This is a genomic window from Laceyella tengchongensis (assembly GCF_900182735.1).
Classification (GTDB): Bacteria; Bacillota; Bacilli; order Thermoactinomycetales; family Thermoactinomycetaceae; genus Laceyella; species Laceyella tengchongensis.
The window spans coordinates 427,874-446,133 of sequence record NZ_FXTU01000002.1 but is presented as its reverse complement, the minus strand read 5'-3'; the positions used below and the strand labels follow the sequence as shown (position 1 = coordinate 446,133).

Sequence of the window (18,260 nt, the reverse complement as noted above, 5' to 3'; positions counted from 1 at the left end):
TAAAGCAATTATAGGAAAGATAAGAGGGACTGTCAATGCAAGGATGAACAAAAAGCATTAATAATTAGAATGTGTGTTTGGAAACTTTATTTTTTCCAGTACCTTATGTTTAAATGGTATTAGAGGGGTTCTCCCTTCGCAGAGGAATCTGAAACGGGGGGTTTTGCTGATGAAACATTTATCTGATGCGACCGTGTTACATAATGGAGTGAAAATGCCTTGGTTCGGCCTTGGCGTATGGAAAGTAAAAGAGGGAGAAGAAGTAGAAAATGCGGTTAAGTCCGCAATCGCAGCGGGTTACCGCAGCATCGACACCGCCGCGGTGTACCAAAATGAAGCTGGTGTCGGTGCGGCGATCAAAGCGGCAGGGGTTCCCCGTGAAGAGTTGTTTATCACCACGAAGGTGTGGAATGCCGACCAAGGGTATGAGTCCACGCTACAAGCGTTTGAAGAGAGCCGAACCAAGTTGGGACTAGAATATGTTGACTTGTATTTGATTCATTGGCCGGTGAAAGGAAAGTACAAAGAGACATGGAAAGCGTTGGAGAAATTGTACAAAGACGGGAAAGTGCGAGCGATTGGAGTGAGCAACTTCCAAGTTCACCATCTGGAAGATTTGATGGCTGATTGCGAAGTGAAGCCGATGGTGAACCAAGTTGAGTTTCATCCGTACTTGGTGCAAACGGAGTTGCGGGCTTTCTGCAAACAGGCAGGCATCCAGTTGGAGGCGTGGAGCCCGTTAATGCAAGGGGAGGTGTTCCGTGTCCCGCTCCTGCAAGAATTGGCGGAGAAATACGGCAAAACCCCTGCTCAAATTGTGTTGCGCTGGGATTTGCAACATGGCGTGGTCACCATTCCGAAATCGGTTAACCCCGACCGGATTAAAGCAAACGCCGATGTGTTTGACTTTGAATTGAGCGCGGAGGATATGGCGCGCATCGATGCCTTGGACAAACACCATCGCTTCGGTCCCGACCCAGACAACTTCGATTTTTAAGCGCACGGCAAAACATCCCTTGGTTTCCCGCCAAGGGGTGTTTTCGCGATGCGGCCTTGACAGAGACAACCCAAAGGAGCCAAAGCAATGTTGTTTGACGCTCATATCCACCTTGAAAAGTATGATGACGATGAAATAGCTACCATGTGCGCCGATTCCTCTCTTGTGGGTATGATCGCTGTGTCCATGGATCATGCCTCCTCGCGCCGAACCTTGGCTTTGAAAAAGCGATGTCCAGAAAAAGTGTATGCCGCTTGCGGTTTCCACCCTGAGCAACCTATGACGGAGCAGGAAGCTTTCATGGCTTGGATTGAGGCGAAACAGCAGGAGATCGACGCCATTGGGGAAATCGGCCTGCCTTATTATCTGCGGCGGGAACGACTTGCCCAGGGGAAGGACTGGAATGAGTCTCCATATCTGGCGGCGCTAGACCAATGGCTTCGCTTGGCTGAACGCTTGCACAAACCAGTTGTTTTGCACGGGGTGAGGGAAGATGTGCGGACGATTTTGTCTTATCTTGACCGCTATTCGCTTCCCCGCGTTCAGTTTCACTGGCTGAAGACCGACGAAAACACTTTGTGCCAACTGGCGGAGCGGGGAATCTACGTTTCTTTCACACCGGATCTATTGTATAAGGAAGAAACGCGGAAAATCGCGGCTGCCTATCCACGCCACCTCATATTGCTTGAAACGGATGGGCCTTGGCCGCATGACGGGCCTTGGGCGGGAATGCGTACCCATCCTCGCATGCTGGAACGGGTATTGGACGAACTGGCCGTACTCCGCGGTGAGGAGCGCGAACCGTTGCGACTGGCGCTCATTGAGAATGCGCGGAGGTTCATCGGGTCAAAGGGATAAGTTCACCACACCGCTAAAACATAAATCCCCCCAGGGGCGCTGGGGGGATTGGTTATTTCAAGGCGGGTTCAGATTGTTTTAACCCGGCCAAAGCTTCCTGATAGTTGTCGCGCACGATCCCTTTTTCTGTGATGATGGCGCTGATGTAGCGGTGCGGTGTTACATCAAAAGCCGGATTGAACACATTGGTGCCGCTGGGAGCGACCGGATGGCCGTGAAAATGGGTGATCTCTTCAGGTGCGCGTTCTTCAATCGGGATGGCGTCCCCTGTCGCCGTCTCGAGGTCGATTGTGGACAAGGGAGCGGCGACATAAAACGGAACACCAAATTCTTTGGCCAGAATCGCCAACCCCAGTGTGCCGATTTTGTTGGCGGTATCCCCGTTGGCCGCCACGCGGTCGCAACCGACGATGACAGCGGAGATCGGTTTGGTGGCCAGCGTGTGGGCGGCCATGTTGTCGCTGATCAGGGTGACATCGACTCCCGCTTGTTGCAATTCCCACACGGTCAGGCGGCTGCCTTGCAACAGGGGACGCGTTTCACAAGCGTAAGCCGACAAGTGGATACCGCGTTCTTTAGCTAGATAAAGTGGGGCTAGGGCCGTGCCGTAACGGGCGGTGGCAATCGCCCCTGCATTGCAGATGGTGAGAATGGTATCCCCATCGTTCATAAGCGACAAAGCGTGTTCGCCGATGCGTCTGCACACATCCTCGTCCTCTTTTTGAATGGCGAGCGCTTCGTTTTCTATCAGTTGCCGGGCTTCGGTCACGTTGGTAGCCGTTGCCGCTCTGGCGACGACCCGATCCAGCGCCCAGAACAGATTGACCGCCGTGGGACGGGACGAAGCCAGATAATCTCGCTCCCGCCGCAACGATGCCAAGAAGTCAGTCAAATTGGTTGTTGATGCGCGGTTGGCCCACACAGCGAGAGCGAAAGCGGCGGCCATGCCGATGGCCGGCGCCCCCCGCACTTTCAACGCCTTGATGCATTCCCATACCTCCGCGGTCGTCGTGCAATGAACATACACGGTATCATGAGGAAGGCGCTGCTGATCCAATATCCGCACATGATCGCCGTGGTACGCAATCGATCTAAGCATGGGCAACCCCCCTGATCGTCTCGGACAAGTGAGTGATCCGCGTCAATTGCCGGCGTTGCTTGATCAAAACGCTTCCCAAGGTGAGCGCTTTGTCCTTCAAGCGCAATTGCGTTTCCTCGTCGGAGATGGAGTCAAGATCAGCCACATGGGCCAACCCGATGGTGCGGCGGATCACTTCACAACCTGCAAAGCCGATGGTATCTTCCAACAAGCGCTCGAAGAAATCGTCTTCTACGCCGGCTACCTGCATATAGACATCTTGCCCTTTGGTCTGCCAGAGCTGGCTGAATTGCTCTTTAAACCGCGCCCAGGTTTCTTCGATCACTTCCAGCAGATATTCTTGGAACGTCCGCCGTTGTTGCGGGTCCGGGCTGTGGTGGAAGTGCGAGAGATAATTGAGCGCGAGATTGGCGAAGAATTGCCCGATGTCGAAAGCGATGGGGCCATAATAGGCGAATTCGGGATCGATCACTTTGGTCGAATCGGCGGTGACGAAGATGCTGCCGGTGTGCAAATCCCCATGCACCAGTGCTTCGGCTCGGGTTAGGAATGCATGTTTCAACTTCGCGGTTTCCCGTTTCAGTTCCAGATCGTTCCACAGCGCTTCGACAGAAGATTGCAATGCTTCTGGGAAATCGTTGGTTTCGTGATTGAAGAAAGGATCGGTGAACACCAAGTCCTCGGTGATTTTGCACAATTCCGGATTGATAAACGCCCGCACCTGTTCTTTTTTGTCCAAGGGACTAAGGAAGAAATCGCTGGTGTGAAACAGCGTTTGCGCCAAGAAAGTAGCGATGTGCTCGGCTAGCTTAGGGTAGACCTGCCCTTGTATCAAGCCTTTGCGGAGGATCACATGATCGGAGAGGTCCTCCATGACTGTGCAAGCCAAGCGCTCGTCGGTATGGTGCACTTTGGGGACAAGAGCCGGCACGTACTCCGCTGCCCTGCGCAGCGCCTCGCTCTCAATCCGGGCACGGTCTAAGGTCAGCGGCCAGCTTTCGCCGACGACTTTGGCGTAGGGCAAGGCTTGCTTGACGATCAAAGACTTGCCTGTAGCTGGTTCTACCACATGAAAGACGTAGTTTAAGTTCCCGTCCCCGATTTCTTTTATCTCCAATTGATTCACATCAGCAAAATGGTTTAACGGCGCGACGACTTGAACCACTGTTTCCGTTGTCAAGGGATGATATCCTGCATTTGCGTGCCCGCCCATTGGAAGTCCTCCTTTGGGCATATAAAAAGAGCCTCTTCCTATCAGAGGCTCGGATCATTCGCTCCAAGCCTCTTATCTCGCAAAACGGGATGTTTTGCTGGAATTAGCACCGTGCCTTGCGTGGTTTGACACCACGGCTCCCTCCTGTTGACGGGCGCCCCATCTCACGATGGTATTACGGTCGGTTGCTGGGCTTCATCGGGCCATTTCCCTCCACCTGCTCTGGATAAGAGACTACTTCCATATGCCGTTGTCTTTAGATTGATAAGGGAATAATACACTTTCACGCAGATCATTGTCAATCATATTCATTCATTTCGGATGCGATTAGTTTCATTTGGCAATTCTTTAGATTGTCTTCTGAAAGTCCATTCTGTAGGGAAGGTGTTTTAATATAATTCTGGGCGTCGGTCGCTGAAAATGGGGATGCGCTTGCGGATTTGTAGAACCTGCGCAAGATCGATCTCCGCCAGCAGGGTTTCTTCAACAGGGCCTGCTTCGGCCACGATCTCTCCCCAGGGGTCGATGATGAGCGAATGGCCGGCAAAGGTATTGTCGGGATCACTCCCCACACGGTTGCACGCGATGACGTAACATTGATTTTCGATTGCCCGGGTGATGAGCAGATGGCGCCAATGGGCAAGCCGTGGCATCGGCCATTCAGCGACGACGAACAGCACCTGTGCCCCAGCGACGACATGTTTTCTGATCCATTCGGGAAAGCGAATGTCATAACAGATGACCCCAGCGCAAGGAATGCCATCTAGCGCGAAGGAACCCATTTGTTCGCCGGGCTGTAGGTATTTCTCTTCGTTCATCAGGCGAAAGAGGTGCACTTTGCGGTATTCACCCACTTGTTTACCACGGCGGTCAAAGGCGATGAGTGTGTTCCAGGTGCCGTCTCCTTGTCGTTCGGCGACTGAACCGGCAATGATGTGCACGCCGTGTTGCCGAGCGAGCTTGGATATGAACGCTTTTGTCTTCATTGCCATCGGATCAGCGATCTCATCCAAACGGGTCAAATCATAACCAGTGGTCCACAATTCCGGCAAAATGATCACATCCGGCTTGTCGGCGGCCGCGGCGGCAATTTTTTGTTCAGCCACGGCCATGTTTCGTTCCGGTTGCCCGAAGGCGATATCCATTTGGATCACAGAACATTTCCATTTCATAGGAGATGCATCCTCCCAAAAAAGACTTTGACAGATTCCCCACAACGATATAACATAACTGATTAGAATTTCAAGAACATTTCCCAGAGAGTGGATGTGAGAATCTTGAGCAAATTTCAACGTGCGGAAGCGTTGGATCGCTTGCCGGAGCAATTTTTCGCCCGCTTGGTTGGTCAAGTCGGCCGTCTGCAGGCGCAAGGGCATGACGTGATCAATCTGGGTCAAGGCAATCCTGATTTGCCGACTCCCCCGCATATCGTGGATGCGTTAAAGCGGGCTGCCGATAATCCGCAACATCACAAATATCCGCCGTTTCGAGGCCACGCGTTCCTCAAGGAGGCGGTCGCGCAATTTTACTTACGGGAGTACGGGGTGAAGCTAAATCCCGAAACGGAAGTGGCGGTGCTGTTCGGTGGCAAAGCAGGGCTGGTGGAGATCTCGCAATGTTATCTCAACCCCGGCGATGTCGCATTGGTGCCCGATCCGGGCTATCCCGATTATTGGTCGGGGATTGCCATGGCTGGCGCTGAGATGGCGCTCATGCCGTTGTTGGCTGAAAATCGGTTTTTGCCTGATTTTGCAGCCATTGATGAGCAAGTGTGGGACAAGGCGAAGCTGATGTTTCTCAATTATCCCAACAACCCGACAGGCGCCGTCGCCAACGCTGAATTTTTCGCCGAAGTGGTGAATCGGGCTGAGCGGCACGATGTGCTGGTCGTTCATGATTTCGCGTACGCCGCAATCGGTTTCGACGGATCGAAGCCGATGAGCTTTTTAGAGACGCCGGGTGCCAAAGAGGTAGGCATTGAGATTTACACGATGAGCAAAACCTACAACATGGCCGGTTGGCGCATTGGATTTGCGGTAGGAAATGAGCAGGTGATTGAGAGCATTCAGTTGCTACAAGACCATTTTTATGTCAGCCTGTTTGGCGCCATCCAGCAGGCAGCGGCGACCGCGCTGACGGGTTCGCAGGATTGTGTGCGCGAATTGGTGACCACATATGAAAGACGTCGCGATGCTTTTATCGACCGGTTGCGCGAGCACGGATGGCAGGTGGAAAAACCGGCCGGCTCCTTTTTCTGTTGGCTTCCGGTGCCGGAGGGGCATACCTCGCTGTCGTTTGCTAACTTGCTGTTGGAACGCGCCCATGTCGCCGTCGCTCCTGGGCTGGGCTTCGGACAGGCGGGGGATGGCTATGTGCGGGTGGGCATGCTGGACAGCGAGAAGCGCTTGATTGAGGCTGCTGACCGGCTGGCGTTGTGTTGCCCTGCGAAAAACGGATTGACATAGGCGAATGGTTATGTGATAATGACGGGGAAAATTGAAAATTGAAACGGAATTATGTTATTTCTCTCATCAAGAGCCGGCGGAGGGACGAGCCCGATGAAGCCCAGCAACCGACCGTAATGCCATCGCGAGATGGGGCGCCCGATAAGATCAGGGAGCCGTGGTCCATAACCACGAAGGCACGGTGCTAATTCTTGCAGCGAAATCAGCTGAGAGATGGGAGGAAGTGGAGTCTGTGGATCATCCCTTCCTCGCGAAGGGTTTTTTTATTTGTGAGGAGTGAATGGTATGGGTCATGTGGTGGCGACATATCTTGTGCATGAGCAAAAAGCCGACTTGCACAAAAAAGCGGAGAGCATCGCACTGGGGCTTACGGTCGGTTCGTGGACCAACTTGCCGACGATTGAACAGGCTCAATTGGAGCGACATAAGGGAGAAGTGGTGGAAGTGGCCCTGCTCCCGACTGACGGCGAGGGCACAAAAGGGCTGATTCGAATCAAATATCCTGCGGCCAATTTCTCCTTAGACCTGCCAGCGATCTTGACCACGGTATTTGGCAAGCTCTCGCTTGACAGTGAAATCAAATTGGTGGATCTCACCTTCTCCCCGGAGGTGGCAAGCGCCTTTCCAGGACCGCGATATGGCATTGACGGCATTAGGGAAACGCTCGGCGTGACGGGCAGGCCGTTGGTGATGAGCATCTTCAAGGCCATGTTGGGCCGGGATCTGTCCTATTTCCAACAGCAGTTGCGCGAGCAAGTCCTAGGAGGCATCGACTTAGTCAAAGATGATGAGATATTGTTCGACAACCCCCTGACCCCTTTTAAAGAGCGGATTCGCGCGGCCAAGGAAGTGCTTGGCGCCACAGAGGCGGAAACAGGGCACAAAACCTTGTACGCGGTGAATCTGACCGGACGCACATCCGAATTGAAGGAAAAAGCGAAGCGGGCGGTTGCATGGGGGGCTGATGCCCTGTTGTTTAACGTGTTTGCCTATGGGCTGGATGTGCTCACTGAACTGGCGGAAGACGAGGAAATCACGGTGCCGATCATGGCTCATCCCGCCGTTTCTGGCGCGTTTACCGCTTCATCCCGTTATGGTATAGACCGGGCGCTTTTGTTGGGCAAGCTCTTGCGTATGGCCGGGGCCGACTTGGTCTTGTTCCCATCCCCTTACGGAAGCGTTGCGATCCCTCAGCAGGATGCGTTGGCGATTAAAGAGCATTTGTTGGCGGAATCGGATATCCACCGCCGGGCGTTCCCTGTTCCTTCTGCCGGGATTCATCCGGGATTGGTACCTGCGCTGGTGCGGGATTTCGGCATAGATTGTGTCATCAACGCGGGAGGCGGCGTACATGGTCACCCTGACGGAGCAGTGGGCGGCGGCCGCGCGTTTCAGCAAGCGATTGAAGTGGTGTTGGCTGGTGGAGAACTGAGTGACGTAGACGATGCCCGGCCGGAGCTGGCCAAGGCGCTAACTTTGTGGGGAGGAGCGGGGCGGTCATGAGCAGGCAACCGATCTTGTTTTGCGATTTCGATGGCACAGTGACAGAGACAGACAATATCATCGCTATCATGAAAAAGTTTAATCCGCCCGGTTGGGAGGCGATCAAGGAGGATGTGCTTGCCCAGCGCCGGTCGATCCGTTCAGGCGTGGGGCAAATGTTTGCCATGTTGCCCTCTTCCTTGAAAGAGGACATCGTGCGGTTCGTGCTGGAACATGCCCGCCTGCGCAGTGGATTCCCCGAGTTTGTCCGTTTTGCCCAAGACCATGGTATTCCGCTGTACATTGTCAGCGGAGGCATTGATTTCTTTGTCCATCCCATGCTGGAAGGGCTTGTAGATCAGGCCAACATTTACTGCAATGGCAGTGACTTCAGCGGGGAGACGATCCGCATCTTGTGGCCCCACGCCTGTGATGAAAGCTGCCAAAATGATTGCGGCTTGTGCAAACCGGCCATTCTGAAACAGTATCCCAAAGAGCGGTACCATCGCATCGTCATCGGCGATTCCATCACTGATCTAGCCGCGGCCAAACAGGCAGATGAGGTGTTTGCACGCGATTTCCTAGTAAAGAAATGTGAAGAGTTGGCAATTGCCCACACACCATTTAACACGTTTTACGATATCATCTCATCCCTTGAGCAAAAGGGGGTTGTCGCATGAGTGTAGTGGCCCGAAAATGGCAGGAGTTGGCTGAAATCAAAGAAGAGTTGGCCGGCCGGGACTGGTTTCCTGGAACCAGCGGTAATCTGTCGATCAAGGTGAACGACGATCCGCTGCTATTTCTAGTCAGCGCCAGTGGCAAAGACAAACGCAAACGGACGATGGAAGATTTCCTGCTAGTCGATGGCGAGGGAAGGGTGGTGGAAGACACCGGATTAAAGGCGTCCGCGGAAACCTGTATCCATCTGGAGGTGTACCGCAACACGACCGCGGGGTGTTGTTTGCATGTGCATACGGTAGACAACAATGTGGTGTCTGAGCTGTATGCAGAGCAAGGGTTTGTCACTTTTCGCAATCAGGAACTGATCAAGGCGTTTGGTATCTGGGAAGAGGATGGCGAGATCACCGTACCGATTGTGGAGAATTTCGCCGACCTTCCCACGTTGGCCAAAGAAGTGGCTGGGGTGATCGAAACCAACACCAAAGCGGTGTTGATTCGCAACCATGGCGTCACCGTGTGGGGCAAAGACGGATTTGAAGCGAAGAAACATTTGGAAGCATTGGAATTTCTGTTTTCTTACCATTTAAAAATGTTGATGTTGCAACCGCGGTGGACGGCTTCCCCCGCGACTGCGGCTCACGCATAGGAGGAATGGATCATGGCAGAATTGCGTTTTCATGACAACGATCAGAGAGTGAGCCACCCCGATGAGGTGAGCGCATATTTGAACAGCCAAGGCATCATTTATGAAAAATGGGACATTACGAAGCTGCCCGCGCGGCTCAGTGAAAAATACAATTTGGACGAGGAAGAGAAAGCGGAGATCATCCAAACGTTCCGAAAGGAGATTGATGATTTGTCGGCACGGCGGGGCTATGTGACTGAGGATGTGATTTCTTTGTCCAACACCACCCCCAACTTGGATCAGCTATTGGAAAACTTCAAAGCCGAACATCACCACACCGATGATGAAGTGCGGTTTATTGTGAGCGGCCACGGCATTTTTGCGATTAAGGGGCAGGATGGCCGGTATTTCGATGTAGAGCTGGAACCGGGCGATCTGATTTCGGTGCCGGAAAACACCCGCCATTATTTTACGTTGATGGCAGATCGGAAAGTGGTGGCGGTGCGCATCTTTAAAACCAAAGAAGGTTGGACACCGATCTATTAACCAAAAGCAGCTTCCCTCATAGGAGAGAAGCTGCTTTTTTCGTAGATTCACAACTGAAACGAAGATTCCCCGTCTTGGTGATCCAAGTCGAGCGGATGGCTTAATGTGTCTGGTTCGTCATTCAGCTTTTTCAAACAAGATTGGCAAACCAAGACGTTTTTACCTTTCTTCGTCAAACGAGCTTCGTATTTGGCGGCCACTTTTCCGCAGCTTTCACACAGATACGTTTTTTTCATCAGTGATCCCCCCGTAAATACTCATCAGTTTACATGCCATGCAAATGGGAGTGAGCCCGAACGGTCAGCTGGGAAAGCATCCGAGTATAATAAGAATTATTTTCCCGGAACATTTTCTGCTTAAACCAAATTGTATCGATCATATTTGAAAAATTTTTATGCGTGTGTAAATGATTCGTTTCGTTATAATAAAAGTTAGTGATATCTTATGACTACATAAATTCATTGGCAGTTCGGCCATGGTATAGGAGTGTTTTGATGATGGAACGCAAATGGGAAAACATCTCGCAATGGTTGAAACAGGAAGGGGTAGAGATGGCGTTTGTCCATTCCACGCCGAATGTTTTCTATCTCACCCGTTTCTTGTGCGATCCCCATGAACGGTTGATGGGCGTCTTTCTGTTTCCGGAAGCGGACCCGTTCCTCGTTTGCCCAAACATGGAGAAAGCACGGGCGCGGGCGGCTGGCTGGACTGAACAGATCATCGGTTACGATGATGCGGAAGATCCGTGGTTGATGATTGGCGAGGCGCTAAGCAAGCGGGGAATAGAGCGCAATGCCACTATTGCGGTCGAAAAAGAGTCGTTGCCCTACGCTCGTGCAGAAGCGCTACTCGGCGTCGTGCCTGGGGCATCTTTCACGGCAGTGGACGCACTGATCAACCAAATGCGTTTGGTGAAAAGTGCGGATGAGCTGGCCATTTTGAGACAGGCAGCTTTGATTGCCGATGAGGCAGTGCAAGTGGGCTTGGATGCACTGGGGCTGGGTCGCACCGAGTTGGAAGTCGTGGCTGAGATCGAATTGGCCATGAAGAAAAAAGGAATCCGGGAAATGTCCTTCCCCACCACCATCCTGTTCGGAGCTAACTCCGCTTTGCCCCACGGCACACCTGGCGACCGGCCGCTGAATAAAGGCGACTTTGTCCTGTTTGACTTGGGCGTCGTGTTGGATGGTTATTGCTCTGATATTACGCGCACGTTTGTATACCAGGAAGCCAGCGAGGAACAACGCACCATCTATGACGCCGTGCTGACTGCGCAAGAGGCGGCGATCAATGCGTGCCGCCCTGGTGTGCGGATGGGTGATGTGGACTTGGCAGCCCGCAACCTCATCAGCGAACGCGGTTACGGCGAGTATTTTAACCACCGCCTCGGCCATGGCTTGGGGATTGGTGTGCATGAATTTCCTTCGATCCATGAACGGAACGACGACCCGTTGTTGACCGGCATGGTGTTTACCATTGAGCCGGGCATTTATGTTCCGGAAGTGGGCGGCGTCCGGATTGAAGATGATGTTCACATCACGGCGGATGGAGTGGAGTTGTTGACCCGGTTCCCGAAAACGTTCCAAATCATCGATTGACGATAGGTAAACCATATCACGAATTGCCAGCGGCGCACTACCAATTTGTCAGATGATGTGACAAGCGCGTTGCAAATGGCGCCAAGAGGAGGCGAGCATTTCGGAATAGGATGCCCTGTTTGCCGCCTCTTTTTGGTTTACACGGGATCACAAAACACCAAGTTGAAAGGGGGCGCGGCTGTGGTGATCACATTTTATCGCGTGAACGATCCATATGGCTGTTTTTCCAATTTTTCCGCACATCCGATCGTGCTAGATGGGAAGGAATGGCCAACAACCGAGCACTATTTTCAGGCGCAAAAGTTTGTGACGACGGCACCAGATTATGCAGAAAAGATCCGATTGGCACCGTCCCCCATGAAGGCTGCGCAATGGGGGCGTTCCCGAAAAGCGCCTTTACGGCCGGATTGGGAGTTGGTGAAAGACGATGTGATGCGGCGTGCGGTTTATGCCAAGTTTAAGAGCCATCCGGAGATTCGTGACGTTTTGTTGGCGACGGGTGAAGAGAAGATCGTGGAGTTGACGACCACGGATATGTATTGGGGCGTCGGCAGTGATGGTACGGGAAAAAATCGATTGGGCGTCATTTTGATGGAGGTGCGTGAGCGTCTGCGTCAGGAGTTGACGTAGTCCACATGGCCAACGACAACGGCTGGCTTGTTCGCTGTTGCTTGCCGAAACGTGTCATGGGTTGTTCACTATCACCTGCTCTTGTGACCTGCTAAAATAAAATGGTGAGATCATGAAAATGGGGTGTGCGGTGAAAAACAATCATGCGCGTTGGTATCAACACACATGATTGTGAAAGAATAGACAGAACGGAAGATGTGGGGATGATTCTAGAAGCGTGCGGGGCACGCCAATTGTTGGGAGATGCACCGGAAGGTGCCTGATGTGATATACTGATTCTAGAATCCCTAAAAAATGAAATCTTGTGCAATCATGAATATAAATGCACGTGTAAACGTTTTGTAGGTAGGCTAACAAGACAGCAGGGAGTGGACTTATGCTACAAATTGCTTTGGATTTTTTGGATAAATGTGGAATGTGGGGGCTATTTGTGGCCACGGCGATTGAAGCGTCGTCGTTGCCCTTTCCAGGAGCTCTTTTCGTTCTGATCTACGGTTACCTGATGGATGTTAGCCCATGGACCCTAGTCCTGATCTCCGCTATCAATAGTTTTGTATACGTTGCGTTCAGTTTAATTCCTTTTTATCTTGGCACCCGGATTGAGAAGTTTTCCAAAAAGAAATTTGACCAGAAAAAGATTGAAAAAGCGCAAATGTGGTTCAAAAAATACGGGGAATGGAGCATCACCCTGTCTCGCCCAACCGGGTTTGGCAACTATATTTCTTATATTTCGGGTATGAGCCGCATTTCACTGTGGCGCTTTATCGTGTTTAGTTATCTGGGGGTTTTTCCGTGGAACACCGTTTTGCTGTTTGTCGGGCGAAAGGGGAATTTGGACACGGTTCAGCATTTTCTTAATCTCATGCAGAAGTTCGGTTACATTTTGGCAGGAGTGGTCGCCTTGGCGTTTGGCGTCTGGTATCTCTTTAAAAAAAATAAGCAGAGAACGCAATGTGAAAAAGGCTGAACTGGCAAAGGGGCCAACGGAGCATGTAAAAACCAGCGAACATGTTGTTCGCTGGTTTTTTAGTCGGCAGGATGGCATTGGTCTTGCCAATGATCCAGCATGCAACTAAAGCGAGGAAAAAGGTGATGGCTTCGAGTTTATGTGAAGGCTTGATGAGAACGGGAAGAACCGCTTGCATCCTGCATTCATAACCAGCAAAATAAGAGGGAGACAATGGAGTTGGAGGAATGGATACATGGCAACATACCGATTGGAACGAGTTGGAGAAATGCTTGAAGATAAAGGATACAATGTGATAGAGACGGAAGCGGAAGAGGTGATTGCTTGGTTCCAGTACTTGTCCGACGCTGACTTGTTTCTGGCGGTTCTCGCCGAAAAAGAGCGGATGGATGCGGAGAAGGGACAACCTTCGTAACAGTGAGCCTGATGAATCACCACCGCGTCGGCACGTGTGGATGCTTCTAGGATGTGTCTGGCAAATCAAGTTGGTGGGGAAGAAGCGGCGGAAAAACCTTTTCTCGAGGAGCGCCGATGCAAAGTGAAGCGGAAGAGAAAATGGTTTTCGGGCTGCTGGCCTATTCATCAGACACGCCTTAGTCAGATCGGCGAATGTCCGGTCTTTTTGTTTTTTGCAACCCTTGGTTGCGCTGTGATATATTTATTGCCGACAAGTCTCAAGGTGGACGGTGTGAGATGTGCTAAAATTCATGGTACCTGATCTGTTTGCACAGTCGATATACGTCATTGATTATGAGGAATTAAAACGGAGAGGTGTCAGGGGAATCATTGTCGACTTGGACAACACGTTGGTCGAATCGACGCGACCTGACGCCACCCCGCGGTTAGTCACCTGGCTAGATGAGTTGCGGGATATGGGTTTTCATGTGATGATTGTGTCCAACAACAACCGGACACGTGTAGCCCATTTCGCTGATCCGTTGGGGCTTCCGTACATCCATGCGGCGAAAAAGCCTTTGTTGTCCGCTTTCCGAAAGGCGCTGGAGCGGATGGGCACCAAACGGGAGGAGACGGTGGTGATCGGGGACCAGTTGTTAACTGATGTGTTCGGCGGCAACCGCATGGGTTTGTATACCATCCTCGTTGCGCCGGTTTCAAACATCGATGGGTTCTTAACGAGAATTAATCGCCGTGTGGAGCGCTTCGTGTTTAGCTTGCTGAAGCGGAAAGGCCATGTGCAGTGGGAGCGTTCCAATAAAGGTGAATCAACGTAGAAAGCAAGGTGGAAAGACGATTGAACGACATGCATGAGTTTCGTTGCGAAGGATGCGGGGTCGCTATTCAGAGCGAAGACCCCAAACAGGTTGGTTATGCCCCGGCTCAGGCGCTCAATCGGGAGTCGGTGTTGTGCCAGCGGTGTTTCCGCATCCGGCATTATGGGCAGATTGAAGCGGTGGAGCAAGAACCTGATGCGTATTATCGGTTGTTAGATGCGATTGCATCGACGGACAGCTTGGTGGTGTTGGTGGTCGACTTGTTTGACTTCGCCGGGAGTTGGATTCCAGGATTGCATCGCCGCATTGGGAATAACCCGTTATTGCTGGTTGCTAACAAGGTCGACTTGTTCCCCCCTTCGACCAAATGGGGGCGTTTGCGGGAATGGGTGTACCAGTCCGCGCGGGACATGGGGGTTCATCCCGTAGAAGTTATCATGTGCAGTGCTGCCAAGGGCATGAAAATGCGCGATGCTGTCCAAGCGATTGAATATCATCGCCGTGGGCGGGATGTGTACATAGTCGGTACAACCAACGTAGGAAAATCTACGTTCATCAATGGCCTGATCAAAGAGGTTACCGAAGAGGGCGAGGATGTGATTACCACCTCACCTTACCCAGGCACGACATTGGACGCCATTCGCATTCCGCTGGATGATGGGAAAGAAATAATCGACACGCCGGGGATCGTCCGCAAAGACCGCGTGAGCGAGTGGGTCGAGCCCAAAGAGCTGAAGTTGGTCGTGCCTCAATCGACGCTCAAACCAAAAGTTTATCAGCTGAACGAGGAGCAAACGCTGTTCTTCGGGGGATTTGCCCGTTTTGACTTTGTGCGCGGGCCAAAGCAACCGTTTGTCTGTTATTTATCCAACCGGCTGTACGTTCATCGGACAAAATTGGCACAAGCCGATGACATTTGGCGGAAGCATCGCGGTGGCTTGCTGACGCCGCCCCGCAATCCGGAGGCGTTGCCAAGATGGAAGAAACATCCGATCCATTTAAACGGCCGCCAAAAGCAGGATATCGTGATTTCCGGATTGGGTTGGGTCGCGTGCGGCAAGGAAAAAGCTACGCTGGAAGTGTGGGCGCCGGACGGGATACAGGTGACGACACGTCCGGCATTGATCTGACGCGGGCTGTCGGGCAAGCATGAAGAGATCGCATCTCTCAAGGGGGAAGAGGAATGGGGTTCATTGACAGCCATACAGGGTTGCTCGGTTTACTCGGTGATCCGGTGAGTCATTCCAAATCGCCGGTTATGATGAATGCGGCATTGGCCGAACTGAAGGCTCCTTACGCATACTTGGCGTTCCGGGTTTCCCCATCCGCGCTGGAGGAGGCAGTGAGGGGATTACGGGCGCTAGATGTGAAGGGATGGAATGTTACCATCCCGCACAAAGTGGCGATCATGGAACATTTGGACGGATTGGATGAAACAGCGCGGGAGATCGGTGCTGTCAATACCGTGGTGAAGCGGGAAGGCAAGTGGATTGGTTATAACACCGACGGAGCTGGCTATCTTCGCTCCTTGCAGGAACAGGTTTCGTTTGAACCGGCGGAGCAACGGGTGGTTCTCTTGGGAGCGGGCGGAGCGGCGCGGGCTGTCGGTTATGCACTGGCGGCGGCTGGCGTTTCCTCGATCACCGTCGCCAATCGGACGGTGGCTAAGGCGGAGGAGCTGGCGCAACACTTGTCCCGCTATACCCAGACAAAAGCCGTAGCCGTAAATGATTGCCGGCAGGAGATTGAAGCTGCCACGTTGATCGTCAACACCACGTCGGTGGGGATGGTGCCGCGGATGGAGGAGATGCCGATTCCGGGTGAATGGCTCAATGCCCATCATTTGGTGAGCGATCTTGTCTACCATCCGCGCATGACGGCCCTGTTGCGAGCGGCCAAGGCCAAAGGCGCAACCATCCACACCGGTGAAGGCATGCTCCTGCATCAAGCGGCCTTGGCGCTGGAGTTGTGGCTCGGGAAAAAGGCACCAGTCGAAGTCATGCGCAAGGTGTTGGAAGCCTCTTTGGCGGGAAAAAGGGAACAGAAAGAGTGAATCATCATGAGAGTAGGGATATTTGGCGGAACCTTCGACCCAATTCATCTGGGTCATCTCATCTTGGCGGAACAGGCACGCGAGGTTGCCGCATTGGATCAGGTTTGGTTTATCCCCGCGGCGGAACCGCCGCACAAATTGGACAAACGGATCTCGGCCAGTATCCACAGGGTCAACATGGTTCGTTTGGCGATCCAACACCATCCTTGCTTTCAACTATCCACGATGGAACTGGAGCGGGAAGGCCCTTCCTATACGCATGACACTGTGCGGATGTTGTCGGAAGCGCATCCAGATGCCCAGTTTTACCTCTTGGTCGGGGCGGACATGGTGAAAGATTTGCCCAATTGGTATAAAATAAAGGAAATCCTGCAATCTGTCCAAGTCATCGGTTTGGGAAGGCCGGGCGTGGAGGTGGAAAGCTTGCCGGTTTACGTGAAAAATCGGCTTCATTGGATACCGGACCCGACGCTGACGAACATTTCCTCCACCATGATCCGCCAGCGTCTCAGTCAAGGGAAATCAGCGCGTTACCTTGTTCCGGATGCCGTTTACCAGTATATGAAGGAGCATGGGTTGTATGGATCTTGAGATTTTATTGCAAGCTACAAAAGAACAGATGCCGCTCTCGCGGTGGGAACACACCCTCAGGGTGAAAGATACCGCTTTGCAGCTGGCAGACCGGCTGGGCATGGACCCCCATCCCGTGACCGTCGCAAGCATTCTGCATGATTATTGTAAGTTCTGGCCCGACACCGAGCTGGCCGCACGGATTCGGCAATCGGATTTGCCGAAGGACCTGCTCCAATACAACAAAGAATTGTGGCATGGTCCGGTCGCTGCCATCGTGGCCCGCGATCAATTTGGCATAACCGATCCCGATGTGCTTCATGCAATCCAGTACCACACGTCGGGGCGCGAGGGCATGTCCCAGCTCGAAAAAGTGATTTGGCTAGCCGACTATATTGAACCGGCGCGCCAATTTCCGGGATTGGACGAAGTGCGGTTGCTGGCGGAAACGAACTTGGATCAAGCGTTGCTAAAAGCGCTGGAAAACACGATCCAATTCTTGATTCAAAAAAAGCAAAAAGTGTACCCACCGACACTGTTGGCCCGCAACTGGATGTTGGACCAAGTGGCGCAAACGCAAACGGAATCAAGGGAGGAATTTTTTTGAACGTAGTGGAAATCGCACAATTGGCGGCCACCGCTGCCGAGGAGAAAAAAGCTCAAGATGTGACGGTTCTCGACATTCGCGGGATATCGGGATTTGCCGATTATTTTGTCATCTGCCACGGGAATTCCCAAACGCAGGTGCAAGCGATTGTGACCGGCATCAAAGAGAAAATCGTCGAACTCAACCTACCACTCAAAGGAATCGAAGGATATCAGGATGCTCGCTGGGTTCTTATTGACCTCGGGGATGTGGTTGTGCATGTTTTCCACAAAGATGAGCGTGAATTTTACGGTTTGGAACGACTGTGGGGCGACGCTCAGCAAGTGAAAGTGCAATAAAGCGTTGACACTGATTTTCCCCTTTGCATATAATGATGAAAAACATATGATTTCACAGCTATGATAAGGAGTAGTACTCCGCTTGGCTCAGCACAGAGAGTTGACGGTTGGTGCAAGTCAATCTGAGGCGGTGGACGAACTCGCCTTATCGCCCTGGAGGGGAACGGACATTTAGTACCCTTCAGCGATTCATCCCCGTTACCGGATTTGAGTGAGTACTTGATTTGGTGCTAATTAGGGTGGTACCGCGGGAATTGGTTATCCAACCTCTCGTCCCTAGCTGAGACTAGGGGCGGGAG

21 protein-coding genes, 2 riboswitches and 1 other annotated feature are annotated in these 18,260 nt (G+C 52.4%); of the genes, 17 read left to right on the top strand and 4 right to left on the bottom strand.

The genetic code is table 11. The features are described from left to right. Positions 1-169: 169 nt before the first annotated feature. Together QQZ12_RS05755 and QQZ12_RS05750 are read left to right on the top strand one after the other, a co-directional pair. Positions 170-997, top strand: a complete 828-nt coding sequence (locus QQZ12_RS05755; RefSeq protein WP_102993031.1) for an aldo/keto reductase — start codon at positions 170-172, stop codon at positions 995-997. Between the two features lie 87 nt (positions 998-1,084). Then, positions 1,085-1,855 carry a TatD family hydrolase gene (locus QQZ12_RS05750; protein WP_284724089.1) on the top strand — a complete coding sequence of 257 codons (771 nt, stop codon included), beginning with the start codon at positions 1,085-1,087 and terminating at the stop codon, positions 1,853-1,855. A 52-nt stretch (positions 1,856-1,907) separates the two neighbouring features. On the opposite strand, the gene mtnA is transcribed toward QQZ12_RS05750, so the two are convergent. From mtnA to QQZ12_RS05735, 3 genes are all read right to left on the bottom strand, one after another. Next, complete coding sequence (gene mtnA, locus QQZ12_RS05745; protein ID WP_102993029.1) at positions 1,908-2,954, bottom strand: S-methyl-5-thioribose-1-phosphate isomerase; 1,047 nt, start codon at positions 2,952-2,954, stop codon at positions 1,908-1,910. Then, positions 2,947-4,167, bottom strand: coding sequence for an S-methyl-5-thioribose kinase (gene mtnK, locus QQZ12_RS05740; protein ID WP_102993028.1), 1,221 nt, complete (start codon positions 4,165-4,167; stop codon positions 2,947-2,949). Before mtnK ends, mtnA begins: the two co-directional genes overlap by 8 nt. Positions 4,168-4,236: 69 nt before the next feature. After that, a riboswitch (SAM riboswitch) is annotated at positions 4,237-4,400 on the bottom strand. 156 nt (positions 4,401-4,556) lie between these two features. Next, positions 4,557-5,339, bottom strand: coding sequence for a carbon-nitrogen family hydrolase (locus QQZ12_RS05735; RefSeq protein WP_102993027.1), 783 nt, complete (start codon positions 5,337-5,339; stop codon positions 4,557-4,559). A gap of 105 nt (positions 5,340-5,444) precedes the next feature. Here QQZ12_RS05735 and QQZ12_RS05730 point away from each other — a divergent pair, with 105 nt between their 5' ends. The 5 genes from QQZ12_RS05730 (at position 5,445) to QQZ12_RS05710 (ending at position 9,966) form a co-directional block, all read left to right on the top strand. Beyond that, positions 5,445-6,632 (top strand): pyridoxal phosphate-dependent aminotransferase, encoded by a 1,188-nt coding sequence (locus tag QQZ12_RS05730; RefSeq protein WP_102993026.1) that lies wholly within the window; start codon positions 5,445-5,447, stop codon positions 6,630-6,632. Between the two features lie 60 nt (positions 6,633-6,692). Continuing rightward, positions 6,693-6,852, top strand: a riboswitch (SAM riboswitch). Positions 6,853-6,917: 65 nt separating this feature from the next. Continuing rightward, positions 6,918-8,135, top strand: a complete 1,218-nt coding sequence (locus tag QQZ12_RS05725; RefSeq protein ID WP_284724088.1) for a 2,3-diketo-5-methylthiopentyl-1-phosphate enolase — start codon at positions 6,918-6,920, stop codon at positions 8,133-8,135. Next, a complete protein-coding gene (locus QQZ12_RS05720; RefSeq protein ID WP_284724087.1) occupies positions 8,132-8,794 on the top strand; it encodes a 2-hydroxy-3-keto-5-methylthiopentenyl-1-phosphate phosphatase in 663 nt (220 codons plus the stop codon). The genes QQZ12_RS05725 and QQZ12_RS05720 overlap by 4 nt, the downstream gene beginning before the upstream one ends. After that, positions 8,791-9,441, top strand: a complete 651-nt coding sequence (locus QQZ12_RS05715; protein ID WP_102993023.1) for a methylthioribulose 1-phosphate dehydratase — start codon at positions 8,791-8,793, stop codon at positions 9,439-9,441. Before QQZ12_RS05720 ends, QQZ12_RS05715 begins: the two co-directional genes overlap by 4 nt. A 12-nt stretch (positions 9,442-9,453) precedes the next feature. Then, on the top strand, positions 9,454-9,966 hold the full coding sequence (locus QQZ12_RS05710; RefSeq protein WP_284724086.1) for a 1,2-dihydroxy-3-keto-5-methylthiopentene dioxygenase: 513 nt from the start codon (positions 9,454-9,456) through the stop codon (positions 9,964-9,966). Between the two features lie 47 nt (positions 9,967-10,013). On the opposite strand, the gene QQZ12_RS05705 is transcribed toward QQZ12_RS05710, so the two are convergent. Next, entirely contained in the window at positions 10,014-10,202 is a 189-nt protein-coding gene (locus tag QQZ12_RS05705; RefSeq protein ID WP_102993021.1) for a hypothetical protein, read from the bottom strand. A gap of 261 nt (positions 10,203-10,463) precedes the next feature. Between QQZ12_RS05705 and QQZ12_RS05700 the strand changes: the two genes are divergently transcribed. From QQZ12_RS05700 to rsfS, 10 genes are all read left to right on the top strand, one after another. Next, complete coding sequence (locus QQZ12_RS05700) at positions 10,464-11,564, top strand: M24 family metallopeptidase (protein WP_284724085.1); 1,101 nt, start codon at positions 10,464-10,466, stop codon at positions 11,562-11,564. 180 nt (positions 11,565-11,744) lie between these two features. After that, complete coding sequence (gene ybiA / locus QQZ12_RS05695) at positions 11,745-12,194, top strand: riboflavin biosynthesis intermediates N-glycosidase (RefSeq protein ID WP_223247960.1); 450 nt, start codon at positions 11,745-11,747, stop codon at positions 12,192-12,194. A 376-nt stretch (positions 12,195-12,570) separates the two neighbouring features. Beyond that, positions 12,571-13,161, top strand: coding sequence for a DedA family protein (locus QQZ12_RS05690; protein WP_102993020.1), 591 nt, complete (start codon positions 12,571-12,573; stop codon positions 13,159-13,161). A gap of 235 nt (positions 13,162-13,396) precedes the next feature. Then, positions 13,397-13,576, top strand: coding sequence for a hypothetical protein (locus tag QQZ12_RS05685; RefSeq protein WP_102993019.1), 180 nt, complete (start codon positions 13,397-13,399; stop codon positions 13,574-13,576). 292 nt (positions 13,577-13,868) lie between these two features. Beyond that, positions 13,869-14,393 (top strand): YqeG family HAD IIIA-type phosphatase, encoded by a 525-nt coding sequence (locus tag QQZ12_RS05680; RefSeq protein ID WP_284724162.1) that lies wholly within the window; start codon positions 13,869-13,871, stop codon positions 14,391-14,393. 29 nt (positions 14,394-14,422) lie between these two features. After that, entirely contained in the window at positions 14,423-15,523 is a 1,101-nt protein-coding gene (gene yqeH, locus QQZ12_RS05675; RefSeq protein WP_284724161.1) for a ribosome biogenesis GTPase YqeH, read from the top strand. Positions 15,524-15,576: 53 nt separating this feature from the next. Then, positions 15,577-16,446: a shikimate dehydrogenase gene (locus QQZ12_RS05670; RefSeq protein WP_284724084.1), complete on the top strand. Its 870-nt coding sequence runs from the start codon at positions 15,577-15,579 to the stop codon at positions 16,444-16,446. A 6-nt stretch (positions 16,447-16,452) separates the two neighbouring features. Continuing rightward, complete coding sequence (locus tag QQZ12_RS05665) at positions 16,453-17,037, top strand: nicotinate-nucleotide adenylyltransferase (RefSeq protein ID WP_102993016.1); 585 nt, start codon at positions 16,453-16,455, stop codon at positions 17,035-17,037. Further along, a complete protein-coding gene (yqeK, locus tag QQZ12_RS05660) occupies positions 17,027-17,623 on the top strand; it encodes a bis(5'-nucleosyl)-tetraphosphatase (symmetrical) YqeK (protein WP_284724083.1) in 597 nt (198 codons plus the stop codon). Before QQZ12_RS05665 ends, yqeK begins: the two co-directional genes overlap by 11 nt. Then, positions 17,620-17,961 carry a ribosome silencing factor gene (rsfS, locus tag QQZ12_RS05655; RefSeq protein ID WP_022736699.1) on the top strand — a complete coding sequence of 114 codons (342 nt, stop codon included), beginning with the start codon at positions 17,620-17,622 and terminating at the stop codon, positions 17,959-17,961. Before yqeK ends, rsfS begins: the two co-directional genes overlap by 4 nt. Positions 17,962-18,012: 51 nt before the next feature. Then, positions 18,013-18,242, top strand: a binding site (T-box leader). The last annotated feature ends 18 nt before the right edge of the window (positions 18,243-18,260 follow it).